This is a genomic window from Thalassovita sp. (assembly GCF_963691685.1).
GTDB lineage: Bacteria > Pseudomonadota > Alphaproteobacteria > Rhodobacterales > Rhodobacteraceae > Thalassobius.
Map to the genome: position 1 here is coordinate 4,063,772 of NZ_OY829290.1, position 13,000 is coordinate 4,076,771.

Here is a 13,000-nt window from a genome sequence, read left to right on the forward strand (position 1 = left end):
GAAATTGCAAGAGGCATGCACCCAACACGCAAAAAGGGGGCGCCTCCGCCCCCCTTTCATCGTTCCATAAATACTCTGGGGGAATTGGCCGTCAGGCCAAGGGGGCAACGCCCCCATCCACGCAGAGCGTCACAGGGACGCTGCCAGCCGGGTGCCCTGATTGATCGCCCGTTTGGCGTCCAGTTCCGCGGCCACATCCGCACCACCGATCACGTGGCAGGTCACACCTTCGTCCTCCAACGCATCGGCCAGCGAACGATCGCTGATCTGACCCGCACAGAGCACCACTGTGTCGCAGTCAATCACCCGCGGGTTTTCGCGTGCCTCGCCAAAGCTGATGTGCAGCCCCGCGTCGTCGATACGCTCGTAGTTCACGCCGCCGATCATCTCGACCTGTTTCATTTTCAGCGCGGCGCGGTGGATCCAGCCGGTGGTCTTGCCCAGACCTTTGCCCAGCGCCTTGGCTTTGCGCTGCATCAGGGTGACCTGACGGGTGGGGGCTTCGGGCTGCGGGCCGGTTTCGGCCAGACCGCCGCGGGTCTGTTCGGGATCACCAACCCCCCATTCCTTCATCCATTCCGGCAGGTCCAGCGTCGGGCTGTCGCCGGTCACCAGATACTCAGACACATCAAAGCCAATGCCGCCGGCGCCGATCACAGCCACCTTTTGGCCCACCTCAGCCTTGTCGCGCAGCACGTCGATATAGCTCAGCACATTGGCGCGGTCCTGACCGGGAATGCCGGGATCGCGCGGCACCACACCTGTGGCGATGATCACCTCGTCAAAGCCTTTCAGGTCATCAACACCGGCCTCAACGCCCAGTTTGACCGTCACGCCGCTTGCTGCGACGCGGGCCTCAAACCAGTCAACCAGCCCGTGGAACTCTTCTTTGCCCGGCACCTGCCGTGCCATGTTCAGCTGCCCCCCGACACGATCCGCACGATCAAACACCGTGACGTCATGGCCGCGTTCCGCCGCCGTCAGGGCCGCCGACAGGCCCGCAGGCCCGGCACCCACCACAGCGATGGATTTCACCGCCTCGGTCGCGGTGATCGCCAGTTCGGTTTCATGACAGGCCCGCGGATTGACCAGGCAAGAGGTCAGCTTGCCGCTGAACGTATGGTCCAGACAGGCCTGGTTACAGCCAATACAGGGGGCGATCAGCGCGGCTTTGCCCGCCTCGGCCTTGATCACAAAATCCGCGTCCGCCAGCAATGGCCGCGCCATGGAGACCATATCGGCGCAACCCTCGGCCAGCACATCTTCGGCCACATCGGGCATGTTGATCCGGTTCGAGGTGATAACCGGGATCCCCACGTTGCCCATCAATTTCTTGGTCACCCAGGAAAATGCCCGACGCGGCACGGAGGTGGCGATGGTGGGCACCCGTGCTTCATGCCAGCCAATGCCGGTGTTGATGATGGTGGCGCCCGCCTTCTCGACCGCCTGTGCCAGCTGCACCACCTCGTCATGGGTAGAGCCATTGGGCACCAGATCGATCATCGACAGGCGGTAGATGATGATGAAATTCTCGCCCACAGCTTCCCGCGTGCGACGCACCACCTCAACCGGCAAGCGCATCCGGTTTTCATAAGATCCGCCCCAGCGGTCTTCGCGTTTGTTGGTATGGGTGACCAGGAACTGGTTCAAGAAGTAGCCTTCCGATCCCATGATCTCGACCCCATCATAGCCCGCCTTCTGGGCCAGCACGGCGGCGTTGACGATATCTGCGATCTGTTTTTCGATCCCCTCTTCATCCAGCTCCTGCGGCGGGAAGGGGGAGATCGGCGATTTCACCGGGCTGGGCGCCACACATTTCGGCGAATAGGCATAACGGCCCGCGTGCAGGATCTGCATCGCGATTTTGCCACCCGCATCATGCACCGCCTTGGTGATCACCGAATGGTTTTCAACGTCTTCATCCTTGGTCATCATCGCCGCGCCAGGCAGCACCGATCCCTCAAGGTTCGGGCCAATACCCCCTGTCACCATCAGCGCAACACCGCCACGAGCGCGCGCGGCATAGAACTCGGCCACGCGCGGCCAGTTCTTGGTCTCCTCCAGCCCGGTGTGCATCGAGCCCATGAGGACGCGGTTTTTCAATGTGGTGAAGCCCAGATCCAACGGGGCAAGTAGGTGCGGATAATCTGACATTGCGTGCCTCCCTGCGTTGGGGGACAGTCTGCGCGACGATCACCGGGCTGTCACGTCGGACGCGGCGTAAGATTGACGCAAAGGGCAGTTACGTCACCCAGTCTCACGGAAAGCAATTGCCGCCATCGCCCTAAGCAAAGACCGTTGAACTGCCCCTGCTGCTGCACCATCTTTGATGCAGGAGATACGCGATGACCGATGCCCTCAGCCTGAATGACATTTGGCCACAATACCAATCCCGCTTGCGGGCGTTTCTGCGCAAGCGGCTGGCCAATGCCGCTGATGTGGACGACGTGCTGCAGGAGATTTCCATCAAAGTGCTGAACGGGCTGCCGACGCTGGCGGAACACAGCAAGTTGCAGCCCTGGCTGTTTCAGACCGCCCAACATGCGGTGGTTGACCATTACCGGCGCAGCAAGAAGGGCAGCGATTTGCACCCGGATGATCTGTGGTACGGGGCGGAGGAGCCTGAGGTGCGCCGCGAACTGGAACATTGCATTGAGCCCTTCATCGATGCGCTGCCTGCGGAGACGGCGCAGCTGTTGCGGGCTGTGGATCTGGAGGGCCAGGCGCAAAAATCTGTCGCCGCAGATCTTGGCCTGCCCTATTCGACGCTGAAGTCACGGGTACAACAGGGCCGCACGGAACTGCGCAAACTCTACGAAAACTGCTGCACACTGCGTCGAGACAGTCGCGGGTTGATCGCGGATTACGACCCAAAACCAGAGACTTGCAAAAAATGTTAAGCTGATCGTCGTCTTTTTCCTGCGGCTTGCGTCTTACCAGATGAAGTTAGCAAAAGGACACGACCCGTGATCAAAATCGTAAGTTTCAAAATCTGCCCCTTCGTTCAGCGCGTTACAGCCATGCTGGAAGCCAAGGGCCTGCCCTATGACATCGAATACATCAGCCTGAAGGACAAACCGGACTGGTTTCTGGAGCTGTCGCCCAACGGTCAGGTGCCGCTTTTGGTCACCGAAGGGGGCGTGGCGCTTTTTGAATCGGATGCCATCGTCGAATACATCGATGAGATCTCAGCCCCGTTGCAGCCTGACCTGACGCCAGAGGCCCGTGCGCTGAACCGGGCCTGGTCTTATCAGGGGTCCAAACACTATCTGGTGCAGTGTTCGACCATGCAAAGCGCTGACCACGCGACCTATCTGGAACGGCACGCAAAACTTGCCAAGGCTTTTGCCAAGGCGGAGACGCAGCTGGCCGATGGCCCCTTCTTCAACGGTGCGACGCTTGGCAATGTGGATATGGCCTGGCTGCCGCTGCTGCACCGCGCCGCAATTGTGCAGGCACACAGCAGTCATGACATGCTGGCAGGCTTCCCCAAGGTGCAGGCTTGGCAACAGGCTCTGATGGCCACCGGGCTGCCCACCAAAACCGTCTCGCCCGATTTTGAAGAGGCTTTTGCCCGTTTCTATCTGGCCGAGCGGACCTGGCTGGGCCGTGGCGCCTCAGCCGACGAACAGGCCTGCGCCCCGGCCGCAAAAGCTGCCAGCGGCTGCTGTGGCTAACAGAAAGGGCGGGTCGCCAGACCCGCCCTTTTATTAAGTTAATGGATCAGCAACATTTGCCGCCGCTTGGGGTGGCCTTGGGGGTGCAACAGCTTGCCTTCTCCGGCACGGCCTGCACCTCAGGTTTGGCGGCCTCAGCTGTTTTTTCCGCTGCCACGGCGGCAGGCATGTTCACCCGCTCTGACAGCTTTTCCAGGCTTTCCACCCGTTCCGAATAACGGTCTACCAAATAGGCTGACTGGCTGCGGGTCAGCAGGGTGAACTTGGTCAGTTCTTCCATCACATCGACCACACGATTGTAGAACGGGCCCGGTTTCATCCGGTCATCCGCGTCAAACTCATCCCAGGCCTTGGCCACAGAGGATTGGTTTGGAATGGTGATCAGACGCATCCAACGGCCCAGAATGCGCAGTTGGTTTACGGTGTTGAAACTTTGCGACCCCCCTTCGACCTGCATGATCGCCAGGGTCTTACCCTGCGTTGGGCGAATGCCGCCGATCGGGGCCAGCGGGATCCAGTCGATCTGGGTCTTCATGATACCGGTCATCGCGCCGTGGCGTTCCGGCGAACACCAGACCATGCCTTCGGACCACATCACCAGATCGCGCAATTCCTGCACCTTGGGATGATCGGCCTCAGCGTCATCCGGCAGCGGCAGACCGGACGGATTGAACACCCGTGTTTCACAGCCCAGCCGTTCCAGAATGCGCGCGGCCTCCTCCACCATCAGGCGGGAAAAACTGCGCTGACGCAGCGAGCCATAAAGCAGCAGGATCCGCGGCTTGTGGCTGGCGCGTTCAGCGGGGAACAGTTTGCTTTCATCAATGGCGTGAAAGCTTTCTTCTTGGATATTAGGGATGGCGTCAGACAACGCAGTCTCCTTGTTCGTTCAGGATCATTTCGCCGTCCTCTTTATAAAGAGGCCCCTTGGGCCGCGTTTCGAGGAGGTCCAAAACCGCCTCAGACGGGCGGCACAGTCTGACGCCTTTGGGCGAGCAGACGATGGGCCGGTTCACCAAAACAGGGTGTTCCAGCATGTGATCCAGCAGCACCTCCTCCGATACTTCTGGATCCAAAAGCCCCAGCTCCTTCGCCGGGGATTTTGTCGTGCGCAGGGCGCTGCGCGGGGTCAGACCGGCCGCAGCAAACAGCGCCTGCAGCTGTGGCCGGGTCCAACCGGTGTGCAGATAGTCGATGACCACCGGTTCCACCCCGCTGGCGCGGATGATCGCAAGCACATTGCGTGATGTGCCGCAGGCCGGATTGTGATGGATGACGATGCTCATGCTTGTTCTCCTGCGGTCAGCTCTGCCTCATCCTGAGGCACTGCAAACAGAACCCCCGCCAGAACCATGGCCACCAGTGCACCAGCGATCTGCGCAATGATAAAGCTGGAAACATCACCGGGATTGATGCCCGCAAAGGTATCCGTGAAGGCCCGCCCAATGGTCACCGCCGGATTGGCGAAGGAGGTTGAGGCGGTAAACCAATAGGCCGCGGTGATATAAAGCCCCACCATCACGGCCACGCTTTCGCTGCGGAAGCGCACCGCGCCAAGGATGGTCAGCAGCAGCCCAAAGGTTGCTACACCTTCGGCAAACCACTGCGCGCCACCGGTGCGTGAGGTGGTGGAATATTGCAGGATCTCAAGGTCGAACATGCCGTGCGCAACAAGGCTGCCAAGGATGGCGCCAAGGCTCTGCACCGCCACATAGGGCGCCAGATCAGCCCAGCGCAGATCGCCACGGATGGCCATCACCAGCGACACTGCCGGATTGAAATGGGCGCCGGAAATCGGGCCGAAGATGGTGATCAGCACCACCAGAATGGCCCCGGTCGGGATCGTATTGCCCAAAAGCGCCAGCGCCACATCCTCGGTCAGCTTATCCGCCATGATACCGGATCCCACCACGGTGCAGACCAGCAGAGCGGTGCCCAGACCTTCGGCGGTCAGGCGGCGAAACACATCCTGCCTCATGCCGCGCCCTCCAGCTCAGTCCCGATCAGGTTCAGAGCTTGTTTCTGTGCGGCTGCATCCATCTCATCCAATGGCAGCGCAAGGAACGCCTTCACCCGCGCCTCCATCCGCTGATGCGCCTGACGGAAGGCCGCGCGGTTTTCCTCATCGGTTTCGCCAGCGCCAGCCGGATCGGGGATTCCCCAATGCGCAGACACCGGCGCACCGGCCCAATAGGGGCAGGTTTCACCAGCAGCCGAGCTGCAGACCGTGATGACGTAATCCATCTGCACCGCGCCCTCACCCGAAAACTCATCCCAGCTTTTGGAGCGGACATAGGAGGTGTCATAGCCAAGCCCATCCAGCAGTTCGACCGCAAAGGGATTCGGTCTGCCCGTGGGCTGTGAGCCAGCGGAATAGGCGCGGAACCGGCCCTTGCCCAATTCATTGATCAGCACCTCGCCCAAGACCGAGCGGGCGGAGTTGCCGGTGCACAGCACCAAAACGTTTTTGATGTCTCCCATCACAGGGATCCTTCCGTAGTCTGACCCGCTTAACAGCAGGCAATGTCATCCAGTATCGGGCGGCACAGATCTGGATTGCCGCCACAACAATCCTCCATCAGGAAGCCAAGCAATCCGCGCAGCCCCTGCATATCCACAAAATACCGGATGGAGCGCCCTTCCCGGCTGTTGCGCACAAGACCCGCCTGATGCAGCACCGACAGGCTGGCCGACATGGTGTTCTGCTTCACACCCAATGCGTCTGAGATTTCACCAGCCGCCATGCCGTCACTGCCCGCTTTGATCAGCAGGCGGAAGGCATCCAGACGGTTGGCTTGTGACAGGGCCGCAAAGGCAGAAAGGGCGATCATCTTATCCATATTTCATGAATTATGGATATATCTAGATTCGGCAAGTAAAAACTGTATGACAGTCACCGGAATTCAGAATTTTTTCCGTGCCCCCTTGCAGACTGACATACCTGTAAGTAAATAGCCTGTTATGAAAGACGCGATTCTCAAATTGGCCGAGGCCCAGTTGATGACGGGCGGCTATGGCAAACTGAACTTTGGTCAGATCGCCACGGCGCTGGACACCACGCGGGCCAATCTGCACTACCACTTCAAGAACAAGGAAAGCCTTGCGATTGCGGTGACCGAAGACTTTGGCACCCGTCAGGTGGCGGCGTTCCATGCAATGCGCGATGCCTTCAAGGGCAACTTTGCCGGCTATGTCCAGATGCTGGATGACAGTTTTTGGGCCCCGGAAACCGATCCCGAGGATCTGCGCAGCTGCACCCTCCTGGCCGCGGACCCGGACCTGCCAGCGCCCCTGCGTGTGCTGACCGAAGCCTTCTACCGCGATGTAAACGCCAGCCTGGTCGCCACGCTGGAAGATGCAAAAGCCGCAGGTGAGATCCGCAGCGATATCGACTGCCAGCGCGAGGCCAACCGGGCCCATACCTTGATGATGGGATTGATGACCTCAATCCAGCATATGCCCAACCGCGACGCAGCGCGCGCGGCGCTTGGCGGGCTCCTGACAGATTGGGCGGCTGGCCTGACATAGGCCGCCGTTTTTTACACCCCCTAAACTTACCTACATGCAAGTAAACACTCAAAAGAAAGGACATCTCATGAAAATTCTCCTCATTGGCGCCACAGGTATCATCGGCGGTGCAATCCATCAGGCGCTGTCTGGCGATCACCAGGTTGTCACCGCCGGGCGCAGCGCCGAGATGGATCATCACGTCGATCTGGGCGATCCCGCCGCGGTCAAGGCACTGTTTGCCGAAACCGGCCCGCTGGATGCCATCATCGCCGCCGCTGGCGCTGCAGCCATGGTGCCGCTGACGCAGATGACCGACGCGCAGATGGACGCCACGCTGGAGGTGCAGATGAAAGGTCAAATGAACCTGATCCGCTACGGGCACACGGTCCTGCCCAAAGGCGGCAGCATCGTCCTGACCTCGGGCACGGCCGCGCAGCACACCTACCCCGGCACCGCAGCGATCGCCGCCTCCTGCGCCGCGCTTGAGGCCTTTGTGCGGGTCGCCACGGCTGAGCTGCCGGATCTGCGCATCAACCTCATCTCACCGATCTTTGTCAAAGAAACCATGGCCAAACTGGGCCAGCCCGAATTGGGCGTCGTCTCCGCCGCGGACACTGCACAGGCCTACCTGCGTGCGCTCAACGGCGACATGCGCGGCGACGTTCTGACAACCCTTGCAGCGTGAGGCCCTGATCATGACCCAATACAGCCATCCCAAATACGGCACGGTTCTGCGCGCACCTGACAGCGCCTTTGCCAATCTGCCCGATTACCCCTTTGCACCAAACTATATGGAGGTGGACGGGCTGCGCCTCCATTATGTGGACGAAGGCACCGCCGACAAAGGCACGATTTTCCTGATGCACGGGCAGCCCAGCTGGTCCTACCTCTACCGTCATATGATCCCCCAGTTTGTCGCCGCCGGGTACCGGGTGATCGCCCCCGATCTGATCGGCTTTGGCAAATCGGACAAACCTGCCGAGGCCAAGATCTATAGCTATCAGGCCCATGTGCACTGTATCAGCCGCTTTGTTGAACAGCTGGGTGTGACCGGGGCCGATGCCTTTTTTCAGGATTGGGGCGGCATGATCGGCCTCAGGGTGATGGAACAGCATCCAACCTGGATCCGGCGTATGGCGGTGGCCAATACGGCGCTGTCGGACGTCAAAGGCCCGATGGCCTTTGCCCTGCCCAACATCCTGCGCCTGATGCGCCTCTTCGCTGGCAAGCCCTCGATTTCAGATCTGGCGGCCAAGCAGAACTATGGCAATTGGGCAGGGTATTTCAAACACGCGGGCAAAATCGAAATCGGCAAGGTGATGCAGATCCTGACCACGAAAACCCTGACCACGGCCGAACGCGCCGCCTATGACGCCCCTTTCCCCGACAGCAGGTATCACGTCGCCACCCGTGTTATGCCGCAGATCGTGGCCACCCAATTGAAGGAAGCGCAGGGCGCCTGGACCCACCTGCGCCAGTCACAGGTGCCAACCCTTGTGTTGTTCAGTGACAAGGATCCGTTTCTGGCCGGTCAAGGCATCGATGCCCAGTTCAAAGCCCTGCCCGGTGCCGCGGGTCAGCCACATGCCGAGATCCGCAATGCCTCGCACTTTCTGCAGGAAGATGCCGGTGCTGACCTGTCCCGCCGGGTTTTGCATTGGTTGGCCGCAGGGGCGGAACGCCGGGCGGCCTGAGCCTTTAAAGGGTTTCCAGACAGTGGCGGCGGAAGGCCCGTTTCAGCATATCCAGCTCCTCCCGCAGGAGCTGGACCTCCGCCCGGATATCATCCGCCAGCGCATCGCCGGCCAGAATGGTAAAACTGCTGAGCGTTTCGCCACTTTCCGCATCCAGAATGACAAAGGTCTGTACCCCGTCGGATAGCAGCTGTGACGGGATCGGCACCCGCACCAGCCATTCCCCTTCGGTGCTGCCTTCCTGCATCGAGTGCCCCAGAACCGGCTTGTCCAGATGGGTGACCGAGATCTTGGGCTGATAGCGCGCACCGCGATGGGTTTGCAGCACACCCTCCCAGACCCCTTCCAGAAGCCGGGTTTTGGTCAGTTGCATTTCGCTCATGCTGCAGGCTCCTTACAGTTCGGCGCGGGGCCGGCGCGAGAAGGTCAGGTCGCGCAATACAACCTGGTTCATCTCGGGGCCCTCAAAAATTAGGTCCAGCCAGGCCTTTTCGACCCGCTTTTCGTTCAGTTTTGTGTAGGCGAGATCAAATTCCACCATGATCTCTTCTTCGTGCAGCGGCAGTTCGCGCACGATTTGTTCGGTATTGGGACCGTGCTTGATGTTGAGCCGGGCAAAAATCTCCAGCGGCTTTTCCATCTCCACAATCGTGTCCATCCGCAGCAGGTGACGGCGTTTCAGCCCCTGCACCGCTTCGGGTGGCAGATCGATCACCAGCGACAGGAAGGATCCGTCAAACTTGAACACGTCCATGCGCAGCCCGTAAGGCGCCAGATCCGCTTCGCGGGTGTTGCGCAGCTGGCGCAGGGTCAGCTCGGAAAAGGCGCAGTCGTGAAACAGCGTGACCTCTTCGCCCAGCTGGCTTTTGTTCTGCACGCTCGACATGCCGGGCACCGGCAAAGGGCCGCGCCACAACGCCGGGCGCCAACCCCAGTCAGATCCCTGCGGACGACGAAACTGCGTTGATCCGATGGCGGGCAGCGCCAGTCGTTCATCGGCAACGTGAATCAGCTCATTCAAATGGGTGCGCAGTTCGCGCGCCTGACTGCGCTGACGGCGCAGGGCGGCCAGATCTTCGCCCGCCGCAGCGCGCGCGGCTTTGGCCCAGCGTTTCTGCACCCGTTCCGACACAAATGTCTTGATCAGATCGCTTCCCGGCATGCCTGCCATGTGGCGCGTCCCCTCTGCCCGTTTATTGCCTCATCTGCGCGGTCCTTGCCCAATCAGGACAGCCGCGACTTAGCTGAATATACGACCAAAAATATTGCGGAGTATAGGCTTAGCTTTGCCGTCTTCGGCGTCTTTCGCCACTGGGGCCTCCGCCGGGGCTGCAACGGGCAACTCACGCAGCGCCCCCGGCGTGCCCGGGCGGGCCACTGGACGAATGGCGCCAAGGCCGGTGCGCTGCACCCTTGGCTGGCCCGGCTCCGTCCCTTGCGTCCCGGCACCTGCCGGCACATCTGCCACCTCAAAGGCCGCAGCAGGGCGTGGTCTTTGCGGGCTTTCCTCGCGGATCTGCTCGGCCAGCCACATCAGTTGCGTCAGGCCACGTTCACCGGTTTCGGCGCTGTCTTTGGCGCCGTAGAGCGCCAGACCAACCATGTGACCATTGATCACCATCATACCGCGCCAGTGTTTGGGATCGCTTTCCACCGACAAGGGCGCCGGATCCACCACCTGCACCACCGTCAGCCCATCGCCATGCAACCGGCGCAGCACCTGCCGGTCCCCCAAACCGGCTGAAACCTCTGCGGCGCTGGGTTCAGGTGCGGTGCTGTCCCGTTCAACCGCAGAAATGGTCATGACGACCGGCGGCACCTGGTAGCCGCTGACAAAACCGGTCAGCCGTTCGCAGGACGCCACAAGCGCAAATCCACCATCGCGGCGGCTTTTCAGACTGTCTTTCTGAATGCAGTAGCCCTGCGGCGGCACGACGATCACCTCACCCCCGGCCAGGGCCGCGCGGGTCATCACATTGTCTTGCCGGGTGACCCCGCCATCCCCAAGGGACAGACAGCCCGACAACACTGTGGACAGGGCGAAAAACACCGCCAAACGCAGCCCGTTGCGTGACCTCATTTTGCCTGCGCCACCATATCGTTACCCCCCCTTACGGCGCAGTGAACCCGCACCTTTCACGTCCTCACAAACAGCAGCTCCGTGACAACGCGGTTAAGCGTTAGCCGATGCCTGCCCGCGACCTCAAGCCGCTTTTCCATGCTCTGCCCTGTTGTCCCGGACACTGTGGCGTTAGGGTCATCTTAAGGAGCTTTTGCGCAAATGAACCGCCCCGGCAGATCGCCCATCCGGGCCTATAGGGCCCATGCCCAATTTATCGCCCCCGCAGGTGATAGCGCAGCGGCCTGGCGGCTGATCCCCGGGCTGGTGATGGCGGCAGCGCTGTATCTGCTGATGCTCTGGGCGATGCAAAACCTGCTGCAAATCCTGCTCAGCCCTGACCAATTCAACGCCTTCACCCTTTCGGTCCAAAACGGCTCCACCGCGATCGGAACGCTTTACCTGCTGTTCAGCTTTGGGTTTCTGGGTCTCGCCATCGCGATTGTCACGGCACAGATGCACCAACGCGCGCCGTTAACCCTGATCGGGCCGCCAAAGGCCGCGTTGCGGCAGGGCATTGCCGTTCTGATCGGATTGATTCTGCTGAGCCTTGTGATCTGGATCCTGCCCCCCAGTGAGGTGCTCGCCCCGATCACAGAGAGCAAGGCCGTTGGGCGCTGGCTGATGCTGCTACCCGTCGCATTACTGGGGATCTTGATCCAAACCAGCACGGAGGAGCTGATTTTCCGCGGCTATCTGCAACAACAGCTTGCCGTCCGGTTTGACACGCCGCTGATCTGGATGGGCCTGCCTGCCCTGCTGTTTGGCCTGCTGCATTACCGCCCCGAAGCCGGTGACAGCGCTTGGCTACTGATCCTTTGGGCGGCGCTGTTTTCGCTGTTCGCAGCCGATCTCACCGCGCGTGCAGGCACCCTAGGCCCGGCAATTGCGCTGCATTTTCTGTCAAATGCCATCGCGATCCTGTTTGTCGCGCAGGATCCGGCGCTTTCGGGGCTGGCGCTTTACAGCGCGCCGATGGATCTGAGGGATTCCGTTGCGCTGCGGCAGGCGCTGACGCTGGATATCGCGCTTTTGGGACTTGGTTGGTTGACGGCGCGGCTGGTTCTGCGACGGTGAGCCCATGACAGCCTACCACCCTCACCACGGCTACAGCGCAGCCGCGCGCCTGACCCCTGACCTGCCCCGGCTGGCCCTTGGCTTCGTCCTGATTGAGGTGGGCTATAAACTGGGTCTGAATCTGCTGGATGCCGTTCTGGTCAGCGCCCCGGACGGCTTTGTGGACAGCTACTATTCCGGCACCACACGCGGGGGTTTGCTGCTGCAGCTCTTTGCCTTTTCGCTGCTGATCCTCTCGGTCATCACCGTGACCCGCAAACTGCATTTTCGCAGCGCCGTCAGCCTGATCGGACCGCCAAATCAGGCCTGGAATGACCTACGGCAGGTGACATTGGCCTGCCTTGGGGGCTTTCTGCTGATCGAGCTGTTGCCGCCCTATTATTCCTACGCGGGCGGCGTGTGGAACATGCCGCTGGCCTGGCTGACCACTTTGCCGCTGGCGATGATCGCCCTGCTGATTCAAACCGGCGCTGAGGAGCTGCTCTATCGTGGCTATCTGCAGCAGCAACTTGCGGCCCGGTTCCGCGCCACTTGGGTCTGGATGCTTGTCCCCAACCTACTGTTCGCCGCCGCCCATTGGCAGCCCCATGCTGCCAGCAATGAGGCATGGGAATATGTGATCTGGGCCTTTTTCTTTGGCCTCGCCGCCTCGGATCTGACCGCGCGCAGCGGCGCTTTGGGGGCGGCTGTTGGCTTTCATCTGGCCAACAACGCCTTTGCCTTTCTGATCTTTGGCGAAATGGGAAGCACTGATTCTGGGCTGGCCCTGATGCTGTTCCCCGCGCCTGAGGCAACGGGCGACTCACTGCTGCCGCCATCCGCCCAAGACGCCGCTTTCCCCTCAGCGCGATTGATCGCAGAACTGCTGGTGATGCTGATAATCTGGCTTTCCGCCCGAATTGCCATCAGGCGCTGATTGCATT

16 protein-coding genes are annotated in these 13,000 nt (G+C 60.8%); 7 read left to right on the forward strand and 9 right to left on the reverse strand.

All coding sequences use genetic code 11. The features are described from left to right. Positions 1–129: 129 nt before the first annotated feature. On the reverse strand, positions 130–2,154 hold the full coding sequence (locus tag ACORLH_RS19720) for an NADPH-dependent 2,4-dienoyl-CoA reductase (RefSeq protein WP_321830019.1): 2,025 nt from the start codon (positions 2,152–2,154) through the stop codon (positions 130–132). 191 nt (positions 2,155–2,345) lie between these two features. On the opposite strand from ACORLH_RS19720, the gene sigZ reads away from it, so the two are divergent. Together sigZ and ACORLH_RS19730 are read left to right on the forward strand one after the other, a co-directional pair. Continuing rightward, a complete protein-coding gene (gene sigZ, locus ACORLH_RS19725; protein WP_321830020.1) occupies positions 2,346–2,900 on the forward strand; it encodes an RNA polymerase sigma factor SigZ in 555 nt (184 codons plus the stop codon). Between the two features lie 66 nt (positions 2,901–2,966). Continuing rightward, the gene (locus ACORLH_RS19730) at positions 2,967–3,677 is read left to right on the forward strand and encodes a glutathione S-transferase family protein (RefSeq protein ID WP_321830021.1); all 711 of its coding nucleotides are present in this window, start codon (positions 2,967–2,969) and stop codon (positions 3,675–3,677) included. Positions 3,678–3,723: 46 nt separating this feature from the next. Here ACORLH_RS19730 and arsH read toward each other — a convergent pair whose 3' ends face one another. The 5 genes from arsH to ACORLH_RS19755 are packed head-to-tail and all read right to left on the reverse strand — an operon-like array spanning position 3,724 to position 6,517. Beyond that, positions 3,724–4,548 carry an arsenical resistance protein ArsH gene (arsH, locus tag ACORLH_RS19735; protein ID WP_420719776.1) on the reverse strand — a complete coding sequence of 275 codons (825 nt, stop codon included), beginning with the start codon at positions 4,546–4,548 and terminating at the stop codon, positions 3,724–3,726. Beyond that, positions 4,541–4,963, reverse strand: coding sequence for an arsenate reductase (glutaredoxin) (arsC, locus tag ACORLH_RS19740; RefSeq protein ID WP_321830022.1), 423 nt, complete (start codon positions 4,961–4,963; stop codon positions 4,541–4,543). The genes arsH and arsC overlap by 8 nt, the downstream gene beginning before the upstream one ends. Beyond that, positions 4,960–5,655 (reverse strand): MIP/aquaporin family protein, encoded by a 696-nt coding sequence (locus tag ACORLH_RS19745; RefSeq protein ID WP_321830023.1) that lies wholly within the window; start codon positions 5,653–5,655, stop codon positions 4,960–4,962. The genes arsC and ACORLH_RS19745 overlap by 4 nt, the downstream gene beginning before the upstream one ends. Continuing rightward, complete coding sequence (locus tag ACORLH_RS19750) at positions 5,652–6,158, reverse strand: arsenate reductase ArsC (RefSeq protein WP_420719777.1); 507 nt, start codon at positions 6,156–6,158, stop codon at positions 5,652–5,654. The genes ACORLH_RS19745 and ACORLH_RS19750 overlap by 4 nt, the downstream gene beginning before the upstream one ends. Positions 6,159–6,187: 29 nt before the next feature. Beyond that, positions 6,188–6,517 (reverse strand): metalloregulator ArsR/SmtB family transcription factor, encoded by a 330-nt coding sequence (locus tag ACORLH_RS19755; RefSeq protein WP_321830027.1) that lies wholly within the window; start codon positions 6,515–6,517, stop codon positions 6,188–6,190. Positions 6,518–6,638: 121 nt separating this feature from the next. Here ACORLH_RS19755 and ACORLH_RS19760 point away from each other — a divergent pair, with 121 nt between their 5' ends. The 3 genes from ACORLH_RS19760 to ACORLH_RS19770 all read left to right on the forward strand — a co-directional run bounded on the left by ACORLH_RS19760 (position 6,639) and on the right by ACORLH_RS19770 (position 8,881). Beyond that, on the forward strand, positions 6,639–7,205 hold the full coding sequence (locus tag ACORLH_RS19760; protein ID WP_321830029.1) for a TetR/AcrR family transcriptional regulator: 567 nt from the start codon (positions 6,639–6,641) through the stop codon (positions 7,203–7,205). A 67-nt stretch (positions 7,206–7,272) separates the two neighbouring features. After that, entirely contained in the window at positions 7,273–7,872 is a 600-nt protein-coding gene (locus ACORLH_RS19765) for a short chain dehydrogenase (RefSeq protein WP_321830031.1), read from the forward strand. 10 nt (positions 7,873–7,882) lie between these two features. Then, positions 7,883–8,881 (forward strand): haloalkane dehalogenase, encoded by a 999-nt coding sequence (locus ACORLH_RS19770; RefSeq protein ID WP_321830033.1) that lies wholly within the window; start codon positions 7,883–7,885, stop codon positions 8,879–8,881. A 4-nt stretch (positions 8,882–8,885) separates the two neighbouring features. On the opposite strand, the gene ACORLH_RS19775 is transcribed toward ACORLH_RS19770, so the two are convergent. The 3 genes from ACORLH_RS19775 to ACORLH_RS19785 all read right to left on the reverse strand — a co-directional run bounded on the left by ACORLH_RS19775 (position 8,886) and on the right by ACORLH_RS19785 (position 10,961). Beyond that, positions 8,886–9,263, reverse strand: coding sequence for a hypothetical protein (locus tag ACORLH_RS19775; protein ID WP_321830034.1), 378 nt, complete (start codon positions 9,261–9,263; stop codon positions 8,886–8,888). Between the two features lie 12 nt (positions 9,264–9,275). Then, positions 9,276–10,052, reverse strand: a complete 777-nt coding sequence (locus ACORLH_RS19780; RefSeq protein WP_321830035.1) for a DUF6478 family protein — start codon at positions 10,050–10,052, stop codon at positions 9,276–9,278. A 69-nt stretch (positions 10,053–10,121) separates the two neighbouring features. Further along, a complete protein-coding gene (locus tag ACORLH_RS19785) occupies positions 10,122–10,961 on the reverse strand; it encodes a hypothetical protein (RefSeq protein ID WP_321830036.1) in 840 nt (279 codons plus the stop codon). 201 nt (positions 10,962–11,162) lie between these two features. Here ACORLH_RS19785 and ACORLH_RS19790 point away from each other — a divergent pair, with 201 nt between their 5' ends. Both ACORLH_RS19790 and ACORLH_RS19795 read left to right on the forward strand, forming a co-directional pair. Beyond that, positions 11,163–12,077: a CPBP family intramembrane glutamic endopeptidase gene (locus tag ACORLH_RS19790; RefSeq protein WP_321830037.1), complete on the forward strand. Its 915-nt coding sequence runs from the start codon at positions 11,163–11,165 to the stop codon at positions 12,075–12,077. Positions 12,078–12,081: 4 nt separating this feature from the next. Then, positions 12,082–12,993, forward strand: coding sequence for a CPBP family intramembrane glutamic endopeptidase (locus ACORLH_RS19795; RefSeq protein WP_321830038.1), 912 nt, complete (start codon positions 12,082–12,084; stop codon positions 12,991–12,993). Positions 12,994–13,000: the final 7 nt, after the last annotated feature.